Origin of the sequence: Paenibacillus monticola, assembly GCF_009664975.1 — a bacterium.
Classification (GTDB): Bacteria; Bacillota; Bacilli; order Paenibacillales; family Paenibacillaceae; genus Paenibacillus_AQ; species Paenibacillus_AQ monticola.
In genome coordinates, this window is the sequence record NZ_WJXB01000002.1 from 432,966 (window position 1) to 458,050 (window position 25,085).

The window sequence follows — 25,085 nt, forward strand, 5'->3', positions numbered from 1 at the left end:
TATCTTTTAAGAAAAACCCGACGCTCCGCCTCAGGTCCTTATCCGTATTTTTAAGATAAAGGGAATTCCTCCCTCTAATCTCTAAAATATCCTGATTACAGTATAATTAGGGGGAGAATTCCCCTCTATTTCAATCTGCTGTCGTCTGTTACAGCCGTTGGAAGTGGCTCTATGCGCAAAAACGCAGCCTAATCGACTGCGCTTTCGGTGATATCCATAGGGTCTACTATGAGACCATTCTACCGCTGTTTGTTAATTCAATTAAGGAGTGAAAACAATATCTCTAAAGTAATTGGTATTTCCATATTGATTGGTAGGCATAGCCCCAAGTGTTGTCGAATAAAGACCACTTCCTGTGTAGGTATGCAGGTATCCGTTATTAATGGGACTACTAAATCCGCTAGAAGTGGCTGCATACAAATTATCAGTACTGTTCGACACAGAGACAATATAATCTGTATTAGCTGTAATACTAAGTGAAGTCGGGAGTGTATACTCTTTCCAACCTGCAGTGCCTGATGTAACTGTCCAGCTATACGGACCTGCTACAACTGTGCCCGTCGAAACATTCCAGATCCGCACATTGTGACTTCCACCTTCTGCAGCATTGGTATATATCCTAACTTTAGATAGGGTTCCATTCACCGTAGAATAGAACTTTGTTCCTAATTCATACTGTGTATCACTACTAAACCCAGCGGGTGTTTGGGTAGTAAAGATAGTCGTCGAGGTACTACTTGGTGTCGGTGTTGGTGTTGGTGTCGGTGTCGGTGTCGGTGTCGGTGTCGGTGTTGGTGTTGGTGTTGGTGTTGGTGTACTCCCCCCCGAAGCGGTGAAGACAATATCTCTAAAGTAATTTGCATTCCCAAATTGGGTAATTGGCATGATCCCAAGTGTAGTTGAGTAAGTTCCACTTCCTGAATACGTGCGCAGGTAGCCATTATTGATAGGAGTGGAATAGCCTCCTACTGTGGCAGGATACCATTGATCTGTACTGTTGGATACGGAAACGATATAATCTGTGTTTGCTGTAATGCTCAGTGAAGTCGGAAGTATATATTCCTTCCACCCTGCAGTGCCTGATGTAACCGTCCAGCTATACGGACCTGCTACAACTGTGCCCGTCGAAACATTCCAGATCCGCACATTATGGCTTCCACCCTCACTTGAAGGGGTGTATATTCTAACCTTTGAAACAGTCCCATCCACAATTGCATAGAATTTAGTTCCTAGTTCGTATGGGGCATCATTATCATATCCGAGCGGTGTCTCACTCGTTAATATGGATGTGGGGCCATCGCTTGGCGTTGGCGTCGATGTCGGTGTTGGGGTTGGCGTTGGGGTTGGGGTTCCTCCAGCAGTCAAAGCGGCCGAGTCAATCCTCCCAAAGGAACTTGAACTAGTCCCGCTACCCGTACTATCAATGCCCACTCTGTAGGTTCCTGTGGTAGTTACTGTAAATGTAATGGATTTGCTAGCCCAGCTTGTGTTAGTGAACGACGAACTTTGTACAACGGTACCACTGGAAGCCTGAATAGCAAACATACGAATGCTAGCCCCACTACTCTGAACAGATGCAGAAAACGTATACGTTCCCGGAGTCAAATGTACGCCTTGATAGATCGCGGAATTTCCAAGGTTAAAGGATTTGATGTAACCCCAGTAGCCTCCAGGCTGACTAACCGCTGCATTATCTGCACCTGAGTCACCTTCAGTAGACCAGAAACTTGTACCTTTATAAGTCGTGCTTGAAGATCCTGCGGAATCAAAATTTGTATTTACTAATGTGGTAGAGCTAGTAATCCCGGCAAAATCAGCATCTCCTGAAAAATCGGTCATTGGTAGATCGCTGAAGCTTGAATGAACCTTTGCGCCTGTGCTGGGCACTGCTATTAGTATGTTATTTTTAAAAGTAATGGATTTCAACGGTGTACTCGTACCTGGTGTGTATACATCATAAGTCAGCGCACCGATCGGACGTGTTGCAATAAAGGTGTTATCATGTACATTCACCTTCGAGATCTCGACCTTCGATTGATCCGGTGCAACCCCCGTCCAGTTAATGAAGACAAACCCGTTACTATCTTGAACACCTGTATCGTTGACATAATTGTGGTCAACTTCAATATCATGAGAAGGCTCAGGATTGGCTGTAGACCACCATGTTCCTCCTCGAGGATCATTGTACGATGCCCATACATAAATGCCATCATCAGCTGTTGTCAGGCTATTATCGTGCACGTGAATATACTGAGAGTTTGCCAAGCTTACTCCATCACTATTCATAGATGCCGGATTGGATGTGGTGACGCCACTAATGTCACCGTGATCAGACTGTCTTACAGTGATGTTATACATCGATGCATTATCAATGGTAATATTGGATATGGAAAACTCACTTACATCAAAGAATCCAATGGCATGAATGATAATGCTTGTATCATCATTCCCCGTGTTAGTCATTTGAATTGTACCAGAACCGGTAATCGCAATATCATGAGTTCCGGTCCCTGCATAAATAAGTGGATAATTGTAATCTGCCCAAGCGTTAAATGGGATAGCCCCTGTCTTTAACCTGCCAAATGTCTGCGGATGAGCATAATCAGCAATAACCTGGCTTTGTTTCAAAATAGCGTTTGTATTAATGTTTAGAGTTACATTGTCTTTGAGCGTGAGATCACCAGTGAGGAAGGTATAACCTCCAGGAAGATTTACAGTCCCTCCCCCTGCAGCAGATACAGCATCAATAGCGGATTGAATGGCAGCCCGGTCATTGGTAGTCCCATTCCCAACCGCTCCATAGCTTAATACACTTGTGTCCAGCGCATAAACGGTTTTTGGTATGGAAATCACCCAAATCGATAATAAGAAGATTGCAATAAGTACAACATTGAAAGATTTATAACCATTTCCTTTGGTCTTCATAAACTCTCCTCCATCCTTCTATTTCACGAGTCCCAATATTTCTGGGGTGTTGCGGTGAATAATAGCTTCGATATCCGACTCAGGAATACGTGGCAGATGAGTTCCTTCCACAAGGGCATTGATATTACGAAAAGTGTCGATCGTCTGCTGAGTGCTGAAGAACGGATAGTCGCTGCCAAATAACACTTTGTCCGCGACACGATACTCCGTAACATTCATCATGGCATTATAAAACTGCCAAGGTCGTGCTCCAAGCGCTGACATATCCGCATATACATTCGGATTCTTACGAATGACCGAGACACATTCGCCGTGCCATGGATGACCGAGATGAGCAATAACCATCTTCAAATCCGGGAAAGCTCTGGCGATGGGATCCAGCATTGCCGGGCGGGATGCGTCAAGAAACCCAGCGGATACAAACGAAGTCCCCTGATGCCACAGAATGGGGACCTTAAGCTCCTGTGCCTTGGCGTAAATTGGAAAATATTGCTCGCGATCTGGATAGAAATTCTGATAGATGGGAGCTAGCTTCAAACCAACCAGGCCAAGCTCCTTCACCGCATATTCCAACTGCTGCGGAGCGTCGCTATCATGCGGATTCACACTTGCGAAGCCAAATAATCGGCTAGGATGTTTTCCTACATATTCAGCTACATAATCATTAGGTACAATCACTCCTGTTGCAGGACAATTAAAAGCCAGCACAATTGCGCCATCGACTTCTTCATAAGCGTTCCAATGATCTTCCGGGGTTATCATTAATTCGTAATCATTACCCCAAGCTCGTTTAGCATCCGATAAGAAGCTTCCACCTACATGACCAGGGCCAAACAAATGCGTATGACAATCAACAATCATAATGTATTCACCACCAAAGTATCTATCGCGTATCTTCGAATAACTTCTTCATTGAGTTCCACGCCTAAGCCTGGTGTTGATGGAACATGCACATAACCCTCAGAATCTAGCTGCAAGGGGTTAGTGACAAGTTCGCGACTCAGCGGAGTATCATTGGTACAAAACTCTTGAAATACGGGGTTCTTCTGATAAGAATTCAGATGTAAAGAAGCAGCCGTAAGAATGTCAGAGGTCCAAGCATGAGGAATTAATAGCTTCCCAGACTGTTCCACCATCGTGACCAGCTTTCTGACCTCAGTCAAACCCCCTGCTCGTGAAATATCCGGCTGAATGATATCCACATCTCCTTCTTCAAGCAGTTGCTTATATTCATACAATCCTGCAAGCTGCTCACCACAAGCAATTCTGGCGTTGACGGCATTTGCCAGCTTTTTATAGCCTGCTAAATTATCTGACTTTAAAGGCTCCTCCACAAAAAACACCTTATAATGCTCCAGCTCCTTCACCAGTTGAATCGCAAGCTTTACATCTGAGGTCCACATTCCGTCAACCATAATATCCATATCAGGGCCCGCTTCCAGACGAGCAGCTTCAACTAGTGAAACGATTTGCAGTGGATTTTCCGTGACGATACCCCACCCAAATTTGACCGCCTTATACCCAAGTCCACGGTATTTTTGCACAGCCTCTTTCATTTCTTGCGGAGTATTACGGAATAATGTACTGGCATAAGCTAGTATTTTCTCATGATTTCTTCCCCCAAGCATCACACTCACAGATTGCCCTGTGGCTTTGCCGATAATATCCCAAATGGCAATATCAATGGCACTCATCGCATGAATAGCAGCACCTCTGCGTCCTTGGTAAAATGAGGATTGATACATTTTCGTCCAAATTTTGTCGTATTCAAAGGGGTTCTCACCAATGACTGCATACTTCAGACCTTCGGCAAAAGCATGTATATAACTGGGGGCATCGATAAAAGCCTTCATAATATGGGGATGAGAGTCGCAATCCGCAATGCCTGTAATCCCTTCGTCTGTATGCACCTTCACGATAAGCGCATATTGGGGACCTCGCGAGTCTGTAGCTTCTGAACTCATGCCGTAGTGATAAGGACTTTCTAGAATAGATAATTCAATATCTGTAATCTTCATAGTCAGCCCTCCGTTTTATAATTGAAGCGCGATTCCTGATCACTCTCTGGAAGCAGCCTTTTCGACAAGCCCCGATACCAGGCCTCAACTTTGGTAAATCCTTCAGCATATTTGCACCCGGCTTGATATCCACGGAATTTCCCGACCGTTTCTATCACATCCAGCAGATCTATATCCAATAGATCATGGAAAATACGGGTTTGACTCGCATGCTTGGACAACGCTGCTTTCTTTAGCTCGAGGGTCTCTGTAATATCTACAAATTCTGTGGGATGGAAGTCAATCCCACCCAAATTATCCATCATATATAGCGTAACCTGGCGATTGGTTGCAGGGTGCTTCGTCTTAATATTTGCGATCCCTGCTAACGGCAGTGCATCCCAGACTAATTGATGCGTATAACGATGGTCAGGATGATAATCATTTGCTCCGTGTGTAATCACGAGATCCGGATTAATGCTGCGCAGCATATCCACAAACACCAGTCTATTCTGTACGGTGTTTTCTAACAGCTCATCAGGGTAGTTCATCCAGATTGGAGTCGCTCCAAGAACAGTGCAGGATTGGTTGAATTCAGCTTCTCTAATTCGGGCTAGTTCTTCTGGTGCCACATCATAATTCCCCATGTTTCCATTAGTAACCACCGCCATAAATACCTGATGACCTTGCTTGACATACATCGCAAGCGTTCCAGCACACTGCAGCTCGATATCATCCGGATGAGCACCTATTGCAAGAATTTGCATTGGCAAATATAGCCTCCATTTCATCGTAAATTCAGCATAAGCTAATAGCTGAGAACGGTTTTGGTCGCAGAACTTTTGCCATCCATAATCTCTTCAAGTAACGCTTCTGCTTCATCAAATGGGACCTGCTGAGTGATAATATCCTTCACATTCACCTTACCTGCTTGCACCAACCGAATTCCTTTGTACCACAGCAAGGGGGCTGATGTACAAGTAACTATTGATAAATCTTTGCCAACGATCATGTCCGAAGTAATAGTAGGGGTGTGGAGACCGTTTAGCCCGTACAGAACTACAGTTCCACTACTAGCCACAAATTCGAAGCAATGGCCAATCGCAGCCTCACTTCCAGAAGCTTCAACTACAACCTCAATTTCTTGTTCGGCAAAATAATCTTGAAGTGACACCTTGGTAATGTTCACCACTTCATCCGCACCCAGCCTCAACCCTAAGGCTAACGGCTCATCTTTAATATCTAGCAACGTCACCTTTATAGCACCATAGGCTCTGGCTAACTGAATAAATAACAGACCCGCAGGTCCTGCTCCAAATACAGCCACATGACTGCCGACCATATTCCGAACTCGATCAATCGCGCCTAATGTGCAGTTCAATGGCTCCATCATCGCCCCTTCTGCAAAACTCATCTCAGCAGGCAAACGATACAGATTACTTGGTTTCGCTACCACAAATTCACCATAGCCACCACTACCGTAATTTGTCCCCAATTCGCCTCCGTCAGGACATAAATACTTTTTACCGGTTAAACAATATTTGCAGCTCCCACAGCTGACAACCGGGTCAATAACGACCCGATCCCCGATCTTCCAGCCCTTGACGTCGTCCCCAATCTTCACGATCACACCTGACATTTCATGCCCTAGTACCCATGGGGGTTTAGCAAAATCAAGCTTTCCTGACACCATATGGATATCCGTTGTGCATATCCCTTCAGATTTTATAGCAATGAGCACCTCATGACTTCCATACTCAGGTGTAGACCAATGGATTTCCTTTTCAATCCTGCCGGTTTCCTTCCACACATAGGCTTTCATTACAGAACACCATATTTATCGTAAACCTCACGCAGCAGCTTCCCTGTAAGCAACTCTTCACGCGAATGATTTTCTCCCGTTACTTTTGCCAGAGCTAATTCCATTACTTGATATAACACAGCATTAGGAATCACAACGACACCATCATAATCCGCAAAAATAACATCTCCTGGATGAACCCTGACACCCCCTGCATCGACCGGACAATCATAATCAATGACTAAGCCTCGTCCTTTGGAATCTACCGGTTTATATCCTGTCGAATAGACAGGAAATCCAAGTTCAATAATTTTTTTCGTATCCCTGATGTATCCATCAATGATTGCTCCTCGCGCCCCACGCATCTTGGAAGCCGTCGATAATAACTCCCCCCACATTCCGTTTTGCGTGGATTGATTCGTCGCAGCGATCACAATTTCCCCAGGTTTAATGCTGTCTATCACTTCTATTTCTTTCACGTACGGATTATCACTAATATAAAATACATCTACAGAAAGAATCGTCTTAGCCCGGCCTGCAATGATATAGTTATGTTCCAACGGACGAATATTGGCATGCATCGCCTGATTTCGGTAGCCCAGTTCATCCAAACTGTCACATATCACTGCCGAATATAATTGCTGCTGCATCATGTCAAATAATTGTACATCCTCCATCGTTTCCATGGTAAGCGCCTCCTGTTTTTTCAACCTTTTACCGCCCCAGCCACAAGACCTTTGACAAAATAACGTTGAAGACTCAAGAATAGAATGATTACCGGAAGTAAAGCCAAGCTGATCCCACCGAACAATAAGCTCAAATCTGCAGCGCCTCTAGCTCCAAAAAACTTGTATAAAGCGATACTTACGGTCGGATAATCTTGAGAGTTCAACAACACAAGCGGTAATAACATATCATTCCAAACATACATAAATTGCAAAATAATAACTGTAGCTGTGACTGGTTTGATTAATGGGAGAATAATCTTGAAAAAGGTGTTCACTAAAGAACTCCCATCCATAAATGCAGCTTCCTCCAACTCTCTGGGTATCGTGCGCATAAAGCCACTGAACACAAAAATGGCAAATGGAGACACAATCGCTGTATAAACCAAGGCTATGCCTAATAAGGTGTTATTTAAGTGGAAGGTTTTCAGGATGAAGATTAACGGGATCATGGCGGATTGAATGGGAACAAGAATACCCGACAAAAACACCCAATACATGACTTTAAACGGTCGTTGGTTAATTCTCGAAACGGCGTAGGCTGCTAACATGGACAAAAGCACACCACAAGCTATGACAAGCACAACAATGCTTAAGGTCGTCGAATACGACTTCACGATATCCATCTTCTCAAATGCGCGCGTGATATTACTGAATCCAACGGTGAAATGAGGCAAGGCCAGCGGTTTCCGCACAATTTCCTCATGAGACTTCAAAGAATTAATAGCCACCAGATACAAAGGAATCGACACTATTGCTGCAAAAATTATCGTAAATATTTCTACCGCATATTTTTTCCCCCTAATGATCATGCTCCCTCAGCTCCCACCTCATATCTTCTCGACATCGCTACAAAGAAGAAGGTAATAAGTATGACTAGCAGTGTCAATATAAAGGATGCCGACATCGCATATCCTAAGTCCGAGGACTGAAAAGCATAGCGGTAGATCCGGATGGATAGGGTCTCACTAGAGTTAGCAGGTCCTCCCCCAGTCAGAGCAAAAGGAAGATCAAAAATACGTATCCCATTGGATAATCCAATAAGCACACTCACAGTAATCCCCGGTGCAATCATCGGTAAAGTTACACTAAAAAAGCTTTTGACAGGTGAAGCACCTTCAATTAAGGCAGCCTCCTTTAAATGCTCCGGCACTCCCTGTAATGCTGCAATATACACGATGATGACAGGACCCATCATTTGCCAAACTGAAATCACGATGATGGACCAAATCACATAGGAAGGTGAATCTACCCAGGGAATATGGATATTTTTTGAAAGCAGCATCGAAAGTGTTCTATTCAGAAGTCCGTCATTTGCATCCAGCATATATCTCCAAACAAAGGCAGCAACAACGAAAGGAATAACATTAGGCAGGTAAAAGAGCACACGTAATATATTTTTGGTAAATAAAGATTGATCCAGCAATACAGCAATAAAAAGTCCTGCTAAATTTGTAAATAAAGCAGTAGTTAATCCAATGAACAGCGTTCGCTTTAAAGTATCCATAAATATGCTATCCGTAAAGATCGATTGATAATTAGCAAAGCCGATAAAGCTGTAATCCCCTACGCCCGTCCAATTGGTGAGGCTGTAGTACAGCGACTGCAGAATGGGTAAAAACAAAAAAATAAATAAAATCATTGAAATCGGGAGCATAAAGAATATCCCTGTCCACAATATTTGTTTCTGCATGGAGGACCTCCCTATGATTAATGGGTGTAGGTTATCAATGGAAGCAAGCCCTAAAACTGGATCACACGGACCCAGTTTTATCTTTTAGGTTTGCAAAGAGCTGAAGATATCGACTTTATTTGGTTTTTGTTTTGTCATACTCTTTAATAAATTGGTCAATACTTTCATCCAATTTATCATCAAAGGTATACTTCTGAGCTGCGTTCCCTAAAGCAATCCATGTTGGACCTGGAACAGGTCCTGTATTCCCGAAAGAGATCACATTATCAGTAGCCAACCAATTCGGCACATCCACGTAGGCCGGATCCAAATCACCCACTCCTTTTAGAGCAGACATACTGCCTTTTGCTTTTTGAATCTTGGCATATGTTTCTTTACTGAACAACCAGTTAGCGAAAAATTTGGTAGCTTCGAGATTTTCCGACTTGGCATTGATGGCTAAACCATCCTCCGGTACGAAAATAACTGGATTCTCATTCTCATCTGCATAAGGTAAATTCATAAAACCTAAATCTAAATCTGGATTCAGCTTATGAATCGAGCCTGCTTCCCATGAACCGCCGATTAATGTTAAACTTTCACCATTAGTAAAGGATTGGCGAGCTACTTCTACCTCATTCGTAAAGCTTCCGACACGTACAAATTGATTTAACTCTTTGAATCTTTCAAAGCCTTCCACCAATACATCACGATAGCCCTCTTTGGTCCAATCAATCGAATTTGAAAGATAAGCTTCTTTAAATTCTGGATCTACTATGGCTTTGTGTCCGAACGTCCAATGGAAGATATTCGAAATCGCGGTTTCCCACTTCGAACTATAAACTAACAGATCTTTACCTTGTTCCTTCAACTTCATTCCGGCCTCAATCATTTCATCCCATGTTTTAAAAGGCTCAGTGTACCCTAATTCAGCTAACGCTTTTTTGTCATAATCTAGACCCAACACACCAGAGCCCAAGGAGAAATCAACAATTTTGCCATTATAAATGGAGGCACCTTTCACGGAATCGAGATAATTGCCCATAGCTTCCATATCCTTCAAATCATATAAGTACCCTGATTCATCTGCTAATCCAGTCGTTACATGACCAATATTAATCTCATACAAATCCGGCATTTCCGCGGTGGAAATCTTCGTGCGTAAAGCATCGAATATCCCCCCATCTGGAAGAGCTTCTACCTTAATCTTGATATCTGGATATTCACTCTCAAATTGTGTAACCAGTTCTTCATGAATGCCACCAAGTAAAGATTCTCCAATTAATACGTTAACCTCGCCCTTAAGTACAGGAGTTTCGGTAGTCGGTGCAGCGCTAGCCGCACTGCTTGGAGCCGAACTGGCAGCGGTTGTGGACGTGTTCGCATTTTCTTTACTACCACATGCTGCAAGTAAACAAGTAATGACCATTGGCATAATAACCATCGAAACCAAGCTTTTCATTTTCATTGAATGGAATCCTCCCTGTAATGGTTTTGTCTTGAATAATGTTGCAAGTTCACCCCCCCAAAATCTTAAACGACGTTTTGTATGTTAAAAATATAATAGATTAGATTTGAGTTGTCAATCAATTGTCAACTTATCTAACATCGTTATTTTCAGTGAACTCTGTGAACCCATTCCCGAAATTCCTTTCAGCATATATATTAAGTGCAATTGTAAAAAAATGTTACTCCTGAACATTTGATTCTCTCCCTCTATCCATGATATGATTTAATATATAAACAACGTTTAATAAATATCTACAACCTACAGGGTTGACCTTGAATTAAAGTCCTCTAAAATCCAATGTAAAGGGTTGTTAAATATGAAAGAAACAAAAGGCGAGTCGATCACGCTAATAGAAGAAAAACCAAGCAAGAAATATAATGTGCCCGCACTTGATAAAGCGCTCTCTATTATTGAAATCTTGGCAGAACAAAGAAACCCCCTAGGCGTTAGCGATATCTGCAAATTAGTTGATATTCCCAAAACCAGTGCCTTCTTTATCCTCAATACCTTGGAAGGTCATGATTACATCAATAAAACAGAGGATGGGAAATATAAGCTAGGCACGAAATTTCTAACCATTAGCTCTTCAATCTTAAACAAAATGGATATTCGAGAATTTGCGAAACCCTTTATGCAAAGTCTTATGGAGCGTACAGGATTTACTGTTCATATGGCTACATTGGACCATGGTGAAGCACTTTTTATTGATAAACTGGAAAGTCAATCGTTTGTGAAATTCTCCACTTATATCGGTCAAAGGCAACTGCTACATCTATCCGGTGTTGGGAAAGCGATTGCAGCTTACTCCCCCCTTGCTGTAATTGAAGAGATCATTAAGGAAAAAGGCTTACCTCAAAAGACAGAAAACACAATCACTAGTTGGAGCGAATTCAAAACGGCTATGGAATCTATCCGTAAGCAAGGTTACGCTATTGAGGATGAAGAAGGAGAAATCGGTGTTCGTTGTATAGCTGCTCCTATTTATAACGATCAGAATATATTAGTCGCAGCGATCAGCATAACCGCTCTGCGGACAGAGCTCTCCATTCAAGACATTTCAGTAGTTGGTAACCATGTCAAAGAGACCGCAATCCAAATATCAAAGTGTCTTGGGTACACTAAGGATGAGTTTCCGATAAATTAATAATCTTTTGCATAGAAAAACGGAGCTGCGCTTACGCAGACTCCGTTTTTTATTTCCTATATTTTGAAATAACCTGCAATCCGAAATAGAAAATGAAAAGTTAATGTGAAGTCAGATGTTTCCTGTAGCCCTCAACCTTCTCATCTCTGTAGCCTAATGACTCATAGAACACATGCGCTTCCTTCCGCTGCGCCCCAGACACCAGGATGATATAGTAACAGTCTCGTTCCTGCGCGATTTCTTCGATAGCTATCATGAGTTTTTTACCAATTCCTAGGCGTCGGGCAGTCGGAGAAACCACTACATTCTCTATGACCATAAACGGCTTACAATCGCCTACAAGATCTTGGCAGACAATCCCCATCAACGTCCCTAGCAATTCTCCATCCACAAATGCACCCAACACTATGTAACGGCTATCCGCCTTAATTAGCTTAAAGACTTCCTCCAGCTTGTTATAATCAGTGGGTTTGTTAATCAGCTCCTGATATAACCCGCTTAATGCAATAAGAGATTCCGTTTCGATTTCTTTAATGATGACCATTTATTTATTCCTACTTTCTGGTTCTTTGTGAGTTGCTTTCACATGTATATAAAGTTCTCCATTGCGCGGATTAATCATACTAGCGCCTTTATAGCCTCTACGTCTCAACTCTTGAACAATTACATGCATAAAGACTCCATGGCTTACTATTAAGACATTTAATGAAGCATCATTGGATTCCAAAAGATCCAGAAGTTCCTTAGCGCGTCGTATCGTTGAAGTCCTGCCTTCGGGCTGTGAATGATGGTCGAAATGCCAGGCCATTCGCCCAAGCAATAACCAAAGGAAGTAATGCAGTTTGACTCCTGCCAGCGGAACCGCAGCAACATCGATCTCTCTTAACTGATCCGTATAAGTAATATCACCTGAATATATCAATTGAGCAGTATGAGCAGCCCTGGACAGATCACTGCTCCAGCATAAATCCCATACATGCTCCTGTCCGTTATACGCTATCGGCTGAATATCCGATTCGTTGTATTGTTCGACCCACTTATTAAACTGCTTGCCGAACATCCACTTCCGCTCCGCATGATCCACTACTTTAAAGTGTCTGACCAACCCGATCTTCATAAGGCTCCTTTCGTTAGCAACATTATTTACGAATCATCAGCTCAAACTGCTCCTTCTGTCCGTCCCATTCCACTTCGACCTTAATTACAGAATCTTCCCATTCAAAAGCGCCGCTTCCAGAGCTCACTGACTTTAAAGTCTCCGCACTAACAGCACCCTCCATAGTTCCTCCACCACCTCCTGCAATCCCTTTATAAGTGTATTTAAAGTGTTTCATCTCTCCTAAATCTGTTTGCTTCCCCTTGTACCGGAGCTGAAAAGTAACGTTCTTCCAAGTTTCATAATCAGTTGTCTTCCCCTTCTTGCTACTAAACTTCTCCGATGCCTGTTGCACATATTCAGCAGACCACTTGTTACCCTCGCCAGTAAAAGTATAGTCGTGATGGACCGTTTCTGTATTGCAAGCTACAAGGAGCACCAGCATCATTCCAGACAGTAGTAAGTTGCGCAGCCTCTTAAACATGGTTTAGTCCCCTTCCATTCCTTAATTGTATATTTTTACATAAAAAAGATACAGTAAATCTTCTCAAATTGAATATATTCAATTCTATCGCTAGCAAAAAAGACCATTTGTATGAAATGGTCTTTTCTCTACACTGTACGGATTAATAAGGAGCCTAATTTATATACAAGTAACTTATTTCTCTCTATCCGCAATATCCGGAGGAATCCGGCGAGCCATATCCGTAGCTATTGCTGCCTCGATGACTGCCAGACGGACATGCTCGACTACTTTTTCATTAAAAATACTAGGGATAATATACTGTTCGTTCAATTCATCCTCAAGGACGACCGAAGCAATAGCCCGCGCCGCCGCCAGCTTCATTTCGAGATTCACCGTTCTGGCTCGGCAATCCAGAGCGCCGCGGAAAATTCCGGGAAAGCACAACACATTGTTGATCTGATTCGGATAATCACTTCTTCCGGTCGCCAGAACTCGTACATGCGGCTCCGCCAAATCCGGCTCAATCTCGGGAGATGGATTAGCCATGGCGAAGACAATATTGTCCGGGGCCATGCTTTTTAAATGATCAACGCTCAGTATGCCTCCACCAGACACACCGATGAATACATCTGCCCCAAGCATCGCTTCCTGAAGTCCGCCCACAATTCCTGTGGGATTCGTCAGAGCGGCCAGCTTCTGCCATTCCGCATTATCATAGTGAATTTCTCGGCTGAGAATGCCCTCGCGGTCAACTGCACTTATATTCTGGGCGCCTGCAGCCAGCAATAGATTACAGATTGAGACTCCTGCCGCACCGATGCCGACAACAACAATTCTGACGTTTCCGATGGTTTTCCCTACCACTTTCAACGCATTCAATAGACCGGCCAACGCTACAACCGCCGTCCCATGCTGATCATCATGAAACACCGGAATATCCAGTTCAGCCACAAGCCGCTGTTCAATATCAAAACAGCGCGGAGAGCTGATATCCTCCAGATTGATCCCGCCAAATCCCGGAGAAATCGCTTTCACAATATTCACGATTTCATCCGCATTTTTTGTATTTAGGCACAGGGGGAACGCGTCAATACCCGCCAGTTGTTTAAAAAGCATCGCCTTGCCTTCCATCACCGGCATCGCCGCTTCCGGTCCAATGTCTCCTAACCCGAGCACCGCGGTCCCATCGGTAACAACGGCTACCGTATTCCTTTTCATCGTCAAAGAATACGCTTTACTGGGGTCATGGGCAATCGCCATGCTTACACGAGCCACACCAGGTGTGTATACCTGTGACAGATCCTCCCGGTTCTTGATGCGCATCTTGGGCGTAATTTCTATTTTGCCACCGATATGGGCCAAAAAAGTCGAGTCCGACACATTAATCACTTTTATCCCCGACATATTAGATAATATGTTTACAACCTCTTCATTCCCCGCATCCTGCACATTCACAGTAATATCCCGGGTAGTCACATCCTTACCTGCACGTATAACGTCAATAGCAACAATATCCCCGCCCGCAGCGGCAATTCCGGAAGCCACATCGCCAAAAGACGCCTCCGATTTTCGAATCTCCAGCCGTATTATCATTGTTGTAGCTATCGACATTCGATGAGCCTCCTCTTTCTTATATTTTATTTAAAATATACTACATTTTACCGAGTTAACAAAATAGTAGTGAATCCATCCTTAAACTCAAAACTGATTATACTCCGTTCTACCGCTAGACTCTGATATACTTTGAAAAACTATGAAAAATAATCATATACATCCAGGAGGAATTTCATTGGCCTTTCCCGTTTCAGAATTACATCAGTATCTAGAGAAATACGTTTCTTTTCTAATTATTGAGAAAAACCTATCATCCAAGTCTATTAAAGCTTATCTTTCCGACTTAAACAGGCTACACACCTGGTTATCCGAAAATCACATTGAAACGATAACTAGTGACAGCCTTCATCACTACTTTCATAGCTTTAACACTTCCACTCCACTCAAAGATTCCACCATCAAAAGAAAATACATATCGATTAAGGCTTTTTTTGTCTTCTTGGTGCAAAAAAACTGGATCGAGCAATCCCCACTCAATAATTTCGGCAAGAAATTTCGAACAGCCAAAAGAATCCCTAAAACCCTAGCCGTAGAAGAAATAGAACGTTTGCTACATTCTCCAAAATTGGATCGGGAACAACTGACCACACCCTTTCGAACTCGCTTATCCATTAGAAATGACGCCATCATTGATTTATTATTCTCCACTGGCATAAGAATAGGAGAGCTTGCACAAATACATCTGGAGGATATTGATCTGAAGAACAGAGTTGTTGTTATATTTGGGAAGGGGCGCAAAGAGAGGTTGTTATATTTATCCAGCAGTGAGTTGATTGATAAACTTCATGAATGGATGGAGGTTAGGGAACTGTTTCAGCCCAAAATGGATACTTTGTTTCTGAATAAGTACGGCCAATCTTTATCGATCTTTGGCGTGGAAGATATTTTCACCAAGTATCGGAAATTAGCCAATATTAACGAAAAGTCCACTCCTCACTATCTGCGCCATTCTTTCGCAACACAGCTGCTGGAGAACGGAGCCGATCTCCGAGCCGTTCAAGAAATATTGGGCCATTCCAGCGTCAGCACCACCGAAATCTACACCGAAGTATCCATAAAAAGAAAACGGGACGTCCTCTCCCAATTTAACCCCCGCAACCGGATTGTGACCTCCAAATAACTACGAATTATTTGGAGGTCTTATGAAATGAATGAAATTGATTATTTTTTAAAGATTACTAATCAAAATTATGAACAAACTAACCTTATCTTAGTAGCCAATGTAGATGGAATTACAACTGATTTTCAAGATTATTCCGAATTTTCTCTAACCTCTGAATTTTTAAGTGAATTAGAAGTAGAAGAACTAACAAAAGGTTTTCAGTTAATAGGATTTAATCCTAAAGTCTACTATGATGAACTTCACTTTATAAAAGACGTACTCACTACAAGTATTTTGGATAAAAACAAATACAATATTGTGGTAAATATGGCTCAGAAAGGAGCGAATATTGGAAGGAAGTCGTTAATTCCATCTTTCTGCGATATAAATAATATTCCATATGTAAATTCTAATCCTTACGTGGTTAGCCTATGCAGAAACAAACTTCATTCGGGAAATATCTTGACACATCATGGCTTCTCTGTACCTGAAAGTTGGTTATATGATACACAATTTGGCTGGTTAAATGATAAGAAGCCGCCTGAGAATCACAAAGTTATCATTAAATTAAATCATGAATCTGCTAGTATCGGCCTTGATGAAAATAATGTTATTAATTTTTCTTCTGAAAGTGAACATTTAATCGAACAGATGAGCCATCATTATAAACAAGAGATTATAATACAACAGTTTATTGAAGGATTCGAAGTAGAGTGTCCTTTTTTGTATGCTTCTGAACCAATTACACTTCCACCGTTAGGAATATCAATAAATAATAAAATTTTTTTTGAAAATGAGATCCTAACTTATGTTCTTAGAGGGACGGATAATTATAAATTTTATGATTTCGAAAGTTTTAGAACTGATATTACTAAAATTATGACAGACACAACAAAAAAAATAGCTACAACATTAGGAATCAGGGGTTTTGGCAGAGTTGATTATCGCATTAACAAAAATGGGAACATTTTTGTAACAGATTTAGCTACCAGTCCCCATATTGTAAAACATAGCTCCTTCCATAAATCCTTCCAAATACTTGGTTACTCATATGAGCAAATGTTAGGAACGTTGGTAGGTATTACGTTATCCAAGATTACTAAGTCTGTTTCATGATTCTGACCAAAACTGCGTATCTGAAAATAAGTATCCTTTCCCATAAAACTCCCACAAATCTATATTATCAAGTGTATTTGAGTGTGGGGAAACTTCTAAAAGCATGTTAAGCCACATTTTTCCGTCTGATACAATTTCTTGATCAAAAATCTTTTTTATCATATTATTTCTTTTCACATAGAATACTTTATCACCAATAATTGGCTGCAAGACTGTTAGCTTGTTCCATAATTCAAGAGCCTTGTCTTTATTTTTACAAAGATACTCCACAACCATGAGATTTGACTCCACACAATACTGGTAGTAAATTTCAACATTTTCTTTATTCTCTAGTTCTTCCACGAGGGAATATAGAATAGCTCTTGCAGTATGGACATCATAATTAGATGCATATAAAGAGGCTTGATTCATTCTTAACAATACATGATCAGAATGTTTAAAATTTATCTGTTCGAACACTTGATTATATGCTTGAATCCCTTGCTCAACTGTGAGACAACCAGATAAGAAACCACTTATTATGTAATTATTCATAATAATTTCTTTTCTTGGAAACTCCATTTCTGAAAAGAATTTCACTAAATTGAAAACCTTTATCATAGATTCAAAAGCAATAATAAATTGTCCACAAACAATTGCATTCGCAGCAAAATTGTTCAAAGCCATATAGTACTCAAATGGACTTAATGGAATATTTGAACCTTCTTGAGGTTCGAAATATTCTACACTTCGTTTAGTGAATCGTAATGCTGTGGTGGTTGAGCACACTGCCGCAGACTTACGTCTCAAGATATTGATTTTATCTTGTGCTTCAACATCATAAGCTGCACGATTCCCCAAATACATAAATAAAGCCTTATTTGTCTTTTCTGCATTAATTGAATCATCAATATGTACATAAGCTACCATTAAAGCAGACATTATTCTGGACCATATTTCTCCCTCCTGTTCTAACTGATCAAAATTAGAGTAAAGCTCTAGACAATTAACAGCTTTATGCCTGGATCTACTTTCGATTTGTTTACTAAGACAGATAGACATCAAATAATCTCTTTCTGCCAGTAAAAGCTGAGGATACATATTTTCAATAGTATCTAGCTCTGCAATGCATTTCTCATATTCTTGCGAGTGATACAAATTGTAACTAATTTTCATGATATTAATATATCTATCATCGGGTAACTCCTTTGCATATAGCATTAGTGATCGTGTGTATTCAATATCTACTATTTCCTTCAATCTTAACTTTCTCAGATATTCTATTATATATAGAACGGAGCCTTCCTTTATCAATCCAGCCTGCAATAGAAAATTAGCTCTCGTTAGATATTTTGCAGGAGCAACAATTTTAAGAGCTTCTGCAGCTGCATTATAATAAAAGGATTTATTATCACAAAGCTTACTGTAAAAAAGTTCTCTTACAATTTCATGTATGAACTGGGCACGTTCATCCCCTGTTTCCACGAGTGATAGATCATTTGCTTTTCCAATAATATCTTTAATTTCAAATTTACTTTTTTTCGTTAAACTTTCCAATTCTAAAAAAGTAAAGGATCGTCCGATTATAGATGCGTACTTCAATACTTCGGTAACGATTTCTCCTTTTGCTCCGTAGTTCTTTAAGCGTTCTTCAATTAAAATACTCAAACTGGTATTTTTTAAGAAACTTGAATATTCGTCTTGATCAGTAAATTCATTATCGTTAATGTACTTTATGATATCCTGAGTTACAAGCAAATGACCGTTTGTTGCACTATAAAGAAGTTCTACTAATTTATTGTCCAATTGTTTTGTCAAACCAAGATAAGTCAGTACATTCCCATACTCTTCTTTCGATATAACTTCAGCATTATAATTTGAAAAGTTGAAATTCTTTTTAATTCTCTCAACTCTTTTTTCGTCGACTGTAGTTTGATTTGTTGTTATGTTAATTATAAAAACAACATTTGAGAGGAATCCCATGTTGCTTTTCCTACCTTCGAGTAGCTCAAACAATAAATCTAAAGAAGATTTATCCCACCAGTGCAAATTATCTATGCAAATTAAAAAATTCCCTTTAAACAGTATGTATCGCAACTTAAAGACCATGTCTAATTGTTCTTTAGTTAAGCTACTGTTATAAGATTCAATTTGGGACTCTCCCATGTGCAGCAAATCAAATACAAAAGATTCTAGAAAACTCCCGATCCAAGGAACATCTGCTGGTAGTTTAGACAATGTTTTTTTTGATTTATTAACCCAAAAGTTTTTTTTGAGCTGTTCATTTCCCGAAAAACATTTGTTAAAGGGATGCAGTTCAGCATCTGCTAAATAATCCTCACCTGCCAGCACCAGAGAATTATTATCCCTTCCATTACTCCATACTTTCTGTATCTGCTCGGTAATATAACTTTTTCCCGAACCTGATGGACCTGATATCATGAAAAGCTTCTTATTTTCTTCTATACCATTAATAATCCTATCAATAATTTGTTGTTGATTGGAAAAGTACATTTCATAAGACCTCCAAATAATTCGTAGTTATTAGGTCATAAAAGAGTTGATTTGGAGCAAACCTAATTTGTCTACAAATTCACCTTCACGGGAGGCATTTGCAAGCTCAAACTACATTCTCCGCACAATCAAACATGATCTTTTTATATTTTTAATTTATATATTCGCCCTCCAATTCCAGAATCCTCCTGTAAATACAACGATTTTCACTGATTTTCTGCAAATATATACAAAATAAGACAGGTGCCCTTTTCAGTGCACCTGTCTCTCCGCTCAACGCGACCATTTTAGCATCGATTTTATTAAAAGTTTTCTAATTATTATTAACTTGGAAACAAGTTGGCTTAATATTTAAAGTCATTCCAATCTACTGGGGTAGTTTTCCCCTTCTGCCAATCTGCTTTAAGTAAGCCATAACCAATTGCATCATATAGATTGCCATTTTTGTCTTTCCATGATTTTCGATAATGTGCTTCTTTAACAAAGCCACACTTATGAAATACACATCTCATAGCATAATTATCCTGCCTGGTATTCCCCTCTATCCTTTCCTTATCCGTAAAATTATTAAATATATAATCAATGAGCCAATTGATAGTCATTGTCCCAACTCCCATACCTTTATACTTACTCAAAATCCTTATATCAAGCAGCGGTGTGCTATCTTGTAAATCATAGATCCTTACCATTCCCACTTTTATCCTTTGGTCTGAAATAACCCAAAATGTTTTATTATTATTTCCTGTATACACTTGGTTTTTATAATTCTCTCTTATTTTTTCTGGACTTGGATTCGATTCCCCAAGAAAATCCCAAGTATCTGATGTTAAAAATTCTACAAGAGGTTCAATGTCGTCTTTAAATTCTTCATAGCATAGTTCCATTATTTCTCTTTTCCTCCCCATAGCTATTTGAAGCTTCGCTAACTTACCCAGCAAAGCTACGCAGAACCTGATACCCAATCAACCCCAATATAATGACCGGAAGTAGCAGCAGCAACGCATAACCACGTGCTCTATTCGTTCGCTCCAGCACCAGCACCAGACCCAAACCAACGATGATCTCAACAACCCCAACAGCCAGCATATGACGATAATCATCGATGTGTATGAATAAATTCAAGCCTTCGGTAATAAAAACACCGCCAAGCAGCGCACTTCCACAATGACGCCACCAGCTTCTCCCTTGTCTCCACAGATGGCCTGCAATGCCAAAAATAATACCCCCAACAACAGCTGCACCCGTCCACAGCAATATGTAATAGAGTGAATGACTAACGTCCTGTATGAGCATGGCATAGGCATAATATCCTGCTACCATTCCAAACAGTGAAAGGATACCATTAATTGCAGCAGTTAATTTTCTAGAGCCAAGAGCCCCTATGAAAAAGGTTGGGATCAGCCACACTGTTCCCGAGTTTGCTAGAGAATTCCAGTTGCCCGGAAGTATCCCTTGTCCCAAAACTGTAAGTATTCCTACCACTATCCCGATAACTACTGAAAAAAATATGCTTTTCCAAAGCTTCATGGTCTGTCGCTGAGCTACCGAATGAATCATTTTCCCCCTCCTTCTAAAGCTTCACTTGAACAATCGCTCTGAACGATTGTAGTCTGGCCTCGTTCGACACGTGTTACAGTCCTTCTGGGTCCACATAGGCTTCCTTGTAATCTTCTGTAATTTCTAATTCTCCATTTACAAGTTCCCAGACCACAGTATGAATTATTTTTTGCGGTTGATTAATCTCTTCTTCTGTTCTCTTCATCAGCGTCGGAATCCCATCGATATACTTGTATTCTTCCCAGAAGTGTTCTGAGGCGCTGGATCTGCCGATTGAGGTGATGATTTGTTTCTGCGTATCGAACTCAGGTGACTGTATCTCTTCCAAATAAGAATTGCGGATAAACTTGGAATTGTTGGCATCCCACAACCAGCAATCATACGGAATGTTGGGAGCAGCTGGTGTATCTGCCTGGATACGAATATCCAGATATCCGTCAAAATTCATATCTTCCATTATAAATCCAAATGTTTCGGTATCACTAGTTGACGTCTCATTAAACGGTAGTTCCTGAATAATCTCACCACTCGCCTCTTTATTCGTGATTACAATCTGGTTCGCGCTGCTCAACGGCTCTTTTTTCACCCCATAGACTGTAAAAGTAAACTCTGGAAGAGAGTCGTTGATACGGCTGCTTGTGCTATATACCGCTTTAGATGGCACTGGAACGAAATTCGCTGCATATTTTGCGCAAAGGTACTCATACCCGTCACTTATGGTGCAGTTCTCCGGTACTTTATCCTGATCCAGCATAAATCCCATACTTGACTCCCGGCCAGCATAATCAGAGTTATAGACGCCAAATGAAATACGAATGCGGACGTCTCTATCCACTTCAGGCAAAAGAGTCAGGAGCATATTCACGTCAGCTTCAGTTACTGGCTCCTCATTGGCTTTTTCGAAATTCAACCATATGCTGTTACCCTTGTACAGAGTATCAAAGTTACTGCTCTTGGAATCTAATTCCATAGGTAAATCGTCTTTCTGAAGGATACTGTTCAGTTGAACTATGTAATCGTCCTGATGTTTGGAGGCATAGCTTTTCTTATGGTTATCTTTCAAGTCATCTAGAGTCTGAATAATAGGCAAAGTAAAAAATATAGCGGCTATCATGAGTGCCAACGCTAATGGAACCAGTCTTCTATCAATCTTAACTCCCAGAGCCAAATAACCTCCAACACCAAACAACATCGCTAATAATACCAAACAGACACCTGCCGGATCTTTCTGCGTGAGAAGACCATCTCCTACACTGAATGCAATAAACAGCAAACCATAGAAACAGGCAACTCCGATAACTACCGACAACAAAACATAGAATACTTTAACAGTTCTCATCTCACACGCCCAATACCTTCATAATTGTCACAAAACAGGACTCCTTGAACCCGGCATGAAGTTCATCCTTGTCCGTCATGAGCCACTGGATCAGGCAGCCATCGATGATCGCGCGGATGATGGGGGCTGTTTGCTCAGCAGCCAGGTTTTGCGAGAAAATCCCTTCCTGCTGTCCCAACAGCAGGACCTCCGCACTAATGCTCGTACAATTATCATAGAAGCGCTGGTTAATCTCACGGTAGACGGAATTGCGGCTGGCCTTCGCCAGAAAGTCGAGGTAGACACGGTAAAAAGAACGGTTCTTCTCTGGGGAGACAAAAGCAGAATTGATATAGGCTTGTAGCTTTCCTGTAGCCGTGGTCTGCTCTTGTACTGCTGCGAATTCCTTCTCGAATATTTTGGCAGTCAGCCATTCCAGAAGTTCAACCAAGACCGCTTCCTTACTCTCAAAATAATAATGTACAACCCCTTTACTCACCTTAGCATGATCCGCGATCACCTGCAGTGTCACAGAATCATACCCCAATTCAGACAAGGCTTGAAAGGCAGCGAAGAGAATTTGCTTGCGCTTTTCCTCAGATTTCTTATAACGGACCATAGTAGCCTCCACTGTTTATCATAATTACTGCACATTATATCACAGACATAAAAAAGTTGACCAGTCAGAATAAATAATATATAAAGGAGTTACATACTAATTCGTTAAAAGGAGATTACACTCATGCCAGAAGCATTTCAAGCGCTAGTTGTTGATAAGACGGAGTCTTCTTTTTCCGTTACTGTTAAGCAGGTTACTTTAGAAGATCTGCCCGCAGGTGAGGTTGTCATTAAAGTTGCCTATTCCAGTGTGAATTATAAAGACGGTTTAGCCAGTATTCCGGACGGCAAAATCTTAAGAGATTATCCCTTTATTCCAGGAGTGGATTTGTCGGGTACCGTGGTCTCCTCAACAGACGATCGCTTCCATGAAGGACAAAGTGTTATTGCAGCCGGAAACGGCATTGGCGTGTCCCACTTCGGAGGCTTCAGCGAATATGCACGTATTCCTGCTGATTGGGTGACTCCTCTTCCGGATGGACTTACCTTAAGAGAAGCCATGATCTATGGCACTGCCGGCTTTACGGCCGCATTGTCCATTCAAGAACTCGAAGCTAATGGATTAAGCCCAGACAAAGGTAAAGTCTTGGTAACGGGTGCTACTGGCGGCGTCGGCGGGACGGCTATCGCCATACTCAGCAAAAAAGGCTATCACGTAGTAGCCAGTACAGGCAAAGCCGATGCCGCAGACTATTTAACAGCTTTGGGAGCAGAAGAAATAATCTCCCGCGAAGATGTTATTGGCCCTTCAAGCAGACCCTTGGACAAGCAGCTATGGCAAGCAGCGGTCGATTCTGTCGGTGGTAGCCCGCTGGCGGCAATATTGAGCAAAATCGCTTATAAAGGCTCAGTTGCCGCCAGCGGTTTAACTGCAGGAACCTCGGTGCCAACTACTGTTCTTCCGTTTATATTGCGGGGTGTAAACCTGCTGGGTATCGACTCAGTGCTATGTCCAATGGATACTCGGCTCCAGGTATGGGAACGGATGGCTGCCGACCTGAAACCTGAGCATCTTGAGAACCTCGTGGACCGGGAAGTAACCTTGAATGATTTGCCCGAGGCGCTGGCAGATATTTTGAAATCCAACACAAGAGGTCGGGTACTTGTCCGCTTGTCCTAACACGTAAAACCTCTCTGGATCAGTGATCCAGAGAGGTTTTTTTTGTAATCATAAGAATTTATTCCTGATTGCTTGGGTACTGATATTGCGAATATTGCTGCTGCACATACGGGTACTGACGATAATACTGGGCATAGCCCTGATTATGATACCCTTGAACTGGGTGCGGTTGCTGGTAGCCGTAAGCTTGCGGGGACATCCCCATTGGATATGCATTGGGCTGCATATTAGCAGTCTGTTCTGCTTGAACTTTATTGGGTTCACAGCAGCCAACAGGCGGGCCAATGAACGTTCCCGGTTTAATTGGAGCCAAAGCATCCTTCACCTTAGCCTCATTGAGACAATAGGTATGAGCCAGTACGTTTGCCGGAGTTAAGCTTAAGATATCCGAGCCAAGAATGACCTCTGGGATAGGCGCATCGAAGATGGCCAGCAGATGCGTGTTATCCATAGTTGCCACCTCATAATGCCACCAGCCTTGCGGCACGTTTGCCACTTGACCTGGACAGATCGGGAAGTGTAGCAACTCATTCGTAAACGGGTTGATTAAGGAAACCACTGCAGCACCGCAGATACAATAGACGAGTTCAGCAGCATTTTGATGGTAATGAGGTTCGACCACGTTGCTTCTGCTAAGAAAGATATCAAGCAGCGATGTATTCTCCAGCGTGTTCAATTCCTTAATAGACAACGTATTAATGTAATTGCAATCATCCTTTTTAAAAGTCGTGTTGCAGTTCACATCGTAAGTAAATTGCGTATTAGGAGAAGTATAATCCATGTATGAAGTCACGTTACATTCCTACCCTTC

At 41.5% G+C, this 25,085-nt stretch carries 23 protein-coding genes; 4 read left to right on the forward strand and 19 right to left on the reverse strand.

Translation table 11 applies throughout. The features are described from left to right. Nucleotides 1-261: 261 nt before the first annotated feature. The 9 genes from GJB61_RS06445 to GJB61_RS06485 all read right to left on the reverse strand — a co-directional run bounded on the left by GJB61_RS06445 (nt 262) and on the right by GJB61_RS06485 (nt 10,588). A complete protein-coding gene (locus tag GJB61_RS06445; protein ID WP_154117639.1) occupies nt 262-2,925 on the reverse strand; it encodes a DUF4082 domain-containing protein in 2,664 nt (887 codons plus the stop codon). An 18-nt stretch (nt 2,926-2,943) separates the two neighbouring features. Beyond that, nucleotides 2,944-3,786 carry an amidohydrolase family protein gene (locus GJB61_RS06450; protein WP_154117640.1) on the reverse strand — a complete coding sequence of 281 codons (843 nt, stop codon included), beginning with the start codon at nt 3,784-3,786 and terminating at the stop codon, nt 2,944-2,946. Continuing rightward, entirely contained in the window at nt 3,783-4,943 is a 1,161-nt protein-coding gene (locus GJB61_RS06455; protein ID WP_154117641.1) for a mandelate racemase/muconate lactonizing enzyme family protein, read from the reverse strand. Before GJB61_RS06455 ends, GJB61_RS06450 begins: the two co-directional genes overlap by 4 nt. Nucleotides 4,944-4,945: 2 nt before the next feature. Continuing rightward, nucleotides 4,946-5,689 (reverse strand): PIG-L deacetylase family protein, encoded by a 744-nt coding sequence (locus tag GJB61_RS06460; protein ID WP_229521557.1) that lies wholly within the window; start codon nt 5,687-5,689, stop codon nt 4,946-4,948. 41 nt (nt 5,690-5,730) lie between these two features. Then, nucleotides 5,731-6,744, reverse strand: a complete 1,014-nt coding sequence (locus GJB61_RS06465; protein ID WP_154117643.1) for a zinc-dependent alcohol dehydrogenase — start codon at nt 6,742-6,744, stop codon at nt 5,731-5,733. Next, complete coding sequence (locus tag GJB61_RS06470) at nt 6,744-7,409, reverse strand: RraA family protein (protein ID WP_154117644.1); 666 nt, start codon at nt 7,407-7,409, stop codon at nt 6,744-6,746. Before GJB61_RS06470 ends, GJB61_RS06465 begins: the two co-directional genes overlap by 1 nt. Nucleotides 7,410-7,429: 20 nt before the next feature. After that, complete coding sequence (locus GJB61_RS06475) at nt 7,430-8,260, reverse strand: carbohydrate ABC transporter permease (RefSeq protein WP_154117645.1); 831 nt, start codon at nt 8,258-8,260, stop codon at nt 7,430-7,432. Next, on the reverse strand, nt 8,257-9,141 hold the full coding sequence (locus tag GJB61_RS06480; protein WP_154117646.1) for a carbohydrate ABC transporter permease: 885 nt from the start codon (nt 9,139-9,141) through the stop codon (nt 8,257-8,259). Before GJB61_RS06480 ends, GJB61_RS06475 begins: the two co-directional genes overlap by 4 nt. Nucleotides 9,142-9,256: 115 nt before the next feature. After that, nucleotides 9,257-10,588, reverse strand: coding sequence for an ABC transporter substrate-binding protein (locus GJB61_RS06485; protein WP_154117647.1), 1,332 nt, complete (start codon nt 10,586-10,588; stop codon nt 9,257-9,259). A 358-nt stretch (nt 10,589-10,946) separates the two neighbouring features. Here GJB61_RS06485 and GJB61_RS06490 point away from each other — a divergent pair, with 358 nt between their 5' ends. Beyond that, on the forward strand, nt 10,947-11,774 hold the full coding sequence (locus tag GJB61_RS06490) for an IclR family transcriptional regulator (protein ID WP_154117648.1): 828 nt from the start codon (nt 10,947-10,949) through the stop codon (nt 11,772-11,774). A 100-nt stretch (nt 11,775-11,874) separates the two neighbouring features. Here the strand turns inward: GJB61_RS06490 and GJB61_RS06495 are convergent, their stop codons facing one another. The 4 genes from GJB61_RS06495 to GJB61_RS06510 form a co-directional block, all read right to left on the reverse strand. Next, nucleotides 11,875-12,318 (reverse strand): GNAT family N-acetyltransferase, encoded by a 444-nt coding sequence (locus GJB61_RS06495; protein ID WP_154117649.1) that lies wholly within the window; start codon nt 12,316-12,318, stop codon nt 11,875-11,877. Then, nucleotides 12,319-12,891 (reverse strand): histidine phosphatase family protein, encoded by a 573-nt coding sequence (locus GJB61_RS06500; RefSeq protein ID WP_154117650.1) that lies wholly within the window; start codon nt 12,889-12,891, stop codon nt 12,319-12,321. It lies immediately after the preceding gene. A gap of 22 nt (nt 12,892-12,913) precedes the next feature. Next, on the reverse strand, nt 12,914-13,354 hold the full coding sequence (locus tag GJB61_RS06505; RefSeq protein WP_154117651.1) for a hypothetical protein: 441 nt from the start codon (nt 13,352-13,354) through the stop codon (nt 12,914-12,916). Between the two features lie 174 nt (nt 13,355-13,528). Next, nucleotides 13,529-14,947: an NAD-dependent malic enzyme gene (locus GJB61_RS06510; RefSeq protein WP_154117652.1), complete on the reverse strand. Its 1,419-nt coding sequence runs from the start codon at nt 14,945-14,947 to the stop codon at nt 13,529-13,531. A gap of 142 nt (nt 14,948-15,089) precedes the next feature. Between GJB61_RS06510 and GJB61_RS06515 the strand changes: the two genes are divergently transcribed. Both GJB61_RS06515 and GJB61_RS06520 read left to right on the forward strand, forming a co-directional pair. Continuing rightward, nucleotides 15,090-16,070 (forward strand): tyrosine-type recombinase/integrase, encoded by a 981-nt coding sequence (locus GJB61_RS06515; protein WP_154117653.1) that lies wholly within the window; start codon nt 15,090-15,092, stop codon nt 16,068-16,070. A gap of 27 nt (nt 16,071-16,097) precedes the next feature. Continuing rightward, complete coding sequence (locus GJB61_RS06520) at nt 16,098-17,168, forward strand: D-alanine--D-alanine ligase family protein (RefSeq protein WP_154117654.1); 1,071 nt, start codon at nt 16,098-16,100, stop codon at nt 17,166-17,168. On the opposite strand, the gene GJB61_RS06525 is transcribed toward GJB61_RS06520, so the two are convergent. The 5 genes from GJB61_RS06525 to GJB61_RS06545 form a co-directional block, all read right to left on the reverse strand. Beyond that, nucleotides 17,163-19,661, reverse strand: a complete 2,499-nt coding sequence (locus GJB61_RS06525; RefSeq protein ID WP_154117655.1) for a DEAD/DEAH box helicase family protein — start codon at nt 19,659-19,661, stop codon at nt 17,163-17,165. The two genes, GJB61_RS06520 and GJB61_RS06525, sit on opposite strands and share 6 nt — an antisense overlap. Before the next feature lie 344 nt (nt 19,662-20,005). Then, on the reverse strand, nt 20,006-20,545 hold the full coding sequence (locus GJB61_RS06530) for a GNAT family N-acetyltransferase (protein ID WP_154117656.1): 540 nt from the start codon (nt 20,543-20,545) through the stop codon (nt 20,006-20,008). A gap of 43 nt (nt 20,546-20,588) precedes the next feature. Continuing rightward, on the reverse strand, nt 20,589-21,218 hold the full coding sequence (locus tag GJB61_RS06535; RefSeq protein ID WP_154117657.1) for a DUF6518 family protein: 630 nt from the start codon (nt 21,216-21,218) through the stop codon (nt 20,589-20,591). 73 nt (nt 21,219-21,291) lie between these two features. Next, nucleotides 21,292-22,557, reverse strand: coding sequence for an XAC2610-related protein (locus GJB61_RS06540; protein WP_154117658.1), 1,266 nt, complete (start codon nt 22,555-22,557; stop codon nt 21,292-21,294). 1 nt (nt 22,558) lies between these two features. Next, nucleotides 22,559-23,155 (reverse strand): TetR/AcrR family transcriptional regulator, encoded by a 597-nt coding sequence (locus GJB61_RS06545; RefSeq protein ID WP_154117659.1) that lies wholly within the window; start codon nt 23,153-23,155, stop codon nt 22,559-22,561. A gap of 123 nt (nt 23,156-23,278) precedes the next feature. Between GJB61_RS06545 and GJB61_RS06550 the strand changes: the two genes are divergently transcribed. After that, nucleotides 23,279-24,274, forward strand: a complete 996-nt coding sequence (locus GJB61_RS06550) for an acrylyl-CoA reductase family protein (protein ID WP_154117660.1) — start codon at nt 23,279-23,281, stop codon at nt 24,272-24,274. A 58-nt stretch (nt 24,275-24,332) separates the two neighbouring features. On the opposite strand, the gene GJB61_RS06555 is transcribed toward GJB61_RS06550, so the two are convergent. Beyond that, nucleotides 24,333-25,055, reverse strand: coding sequence for a cupin domain-containing protein (locus GJB61_RS06555; protein ID WP_154117661.1), 723 nt, complete (start codon nt 25,053-25,055; stop codon nt 24,333-24,335). Nucleotides 25,056-25,085: the final 30 nt, after the last annotated feature.

Excerpts from the sequence above, each read along its gene's own strand:
- GJB61_RS06445 (WP_154117639.1), bottom strand. The coding sequence starts at position 2,925 with ATGAAGACCAAAGGAAATGGTTATAAATCTTTCAATGTTGTACTTATT.
- GJB61_RS06450 (WP_154117640.1), bottom strand. The coding sequence starts at position 3,786 with ATGATTGTTGATTGTCATACGCATTTGTTTGGCCCTGGTCATGTAGGT.
- GJB61_RS06455 (WP_154117641.1), bottom strand. The coding sequence starts at position 4,943 with ATGAAGATTACAGATATTGAATTATCTATTCTAGAAAGTCCTTATCAC.
- GJB61_RS06460 (WP_229521557.1), bottom strand. The coding sequence starts at position 5,689 with ATGCAAATTCTTGCAATAGGTGCTCATCCGGATGATATCGAGCTGCAG.
- GJB61_RS06465 (WP_154117643.1), bottom strand. The coding sequence starts at position 6,744 with ATGAAAGCCTATGTGTGGAAGGAAACCGGCAGGATTGAAAAGGAAATC.
- GJB61_RS06470 (WP_154117644.1), bottom strand. The coding sequence starts at position 7,409 with ATGGAAACGATGGAGGATGTACAATTATTTGACATGATGCAGCAGCAA.
- GJB61_RS06475 (WP_154117645.1), bottom strand. The coding sequence starts at position 8,260 with ATGATCATTAGGGGGAAAAAATATGCGGTAGAAATATTTACGATAATT.
- GJB61_RS06480 (WP_154117646.1), bottom strand. The coding sequence starts at position 9,141 with ATGCAGAAACAAATATTGTGGACAGGGATATTCTTTATGCTCCCGATT.
- GJB61_RS06485 (WP_154117647.1), bottom strand. The coding sequence starts at position 10,588 with ATGAAAATGAAAAGCTTGGTTTCGATGGTTATTATGCCAATGGTCATT.
- GJB61_RS06490 (WP_154117648.1), top strand. The coding sequence starts at position 10,947 with ATGAAAGAAACAAAAGGCGAGTCGATCACGCTAATAGAAGAAAAACCA.
- GJB61_RS06495 (WP_154117649.1), bottom strand. The coding sequence starts at position 12,318 with ATGGTCATCATTAAAGAAATCGAAACGGAATCTCTTATTGCATTAAGC.
- GJB61_RS06500 (WP_154117650.1), bottom strand. The coding sequence starts at position 12,891 with ATGAAGATCGGGTTGGTCAGACACTTTAAAGTAGTGGATCATGCGGAG.
- GJB61_RS06505 (WP_154117651.1), bottom strand. The coding sequence starts at position 13,354 with ATGTTTAAGAGGCTGCGCAACTTACTACTGTCTGGAATGATGCTGGTG.
- GJB61_RS06510 (WP_154117652.1), bottom strand. The coding sequence starts at position 14,947 with ATGTCGATAGCTACAACAATGATAATACGGCTGGAGATTCGAAAATCG.
- GJB61_RS06515 (WP_154117653.1), top strand. The coding sequence starts at position 15,090 with ATGAAAAATAATCATATACATCCAGGAGGAATTTCATTGGCCTTTCCC.
- GJB61_RS06520 (WP_154117654.1), top strand. The coding sequence starts at position 16,098 with ATGAATGAAATTGATTATTTTTTAAAGATTACTAATCAAAATTATGAA.
- GJB61_RS06525 (WP_154117655.1), bottom strand. The coding sequence starts at position 19,661 with ATGTACTTTTCCAATCAACAACAAATTATTGATAGGATTATTAATGGT.
- GJB61_RS06530 (WP_154117656.1), bottom strand. The coding sequence starts at position 20,545 with ATGGAACTATGCTATGAAGAATTTAAAGACGACATTGAACCTCTTGTA.
- GJB61_RS06535 (WP_154117657.1), bottom strand. The coding sequence starts at position 21,218 with ATGATTCATTCGGTAGCTCAGCGACAGACCATGAAGCTTTGGAAAAGC.
- GJB61_RS06540 (WP_154117658.1), bottom strand. The coding sequence starts at position 22,557 with ATGAGAACTGTTAAAGTATTCTATGTTTTGTTGTCGGTAGTTATCGGA.
- GJB61_RS06545 (WP_154117659.1), bottom strand. The coding sequence starts at position 23,155 with ATGGTCCGTTATAAGAAATCTGAGGAAAAGCGCAAGCAAATTCTCTTC.
- GJB61_RS06550 (WP_154117660.1), top strand. The coding sequence starts at position 23,279 with ATGCCAGAAGCATTTCAAGCGCTAGTTGTTGATAAGACGGAGTCTTCT.
- GJB61_RS06555 (WP_154117661.1), bottom strand. The coding sequence starts at position 25,055 with ATGGATTATACTTCTCCTAATACGCAATTTACTTACGATGTGAACTGC.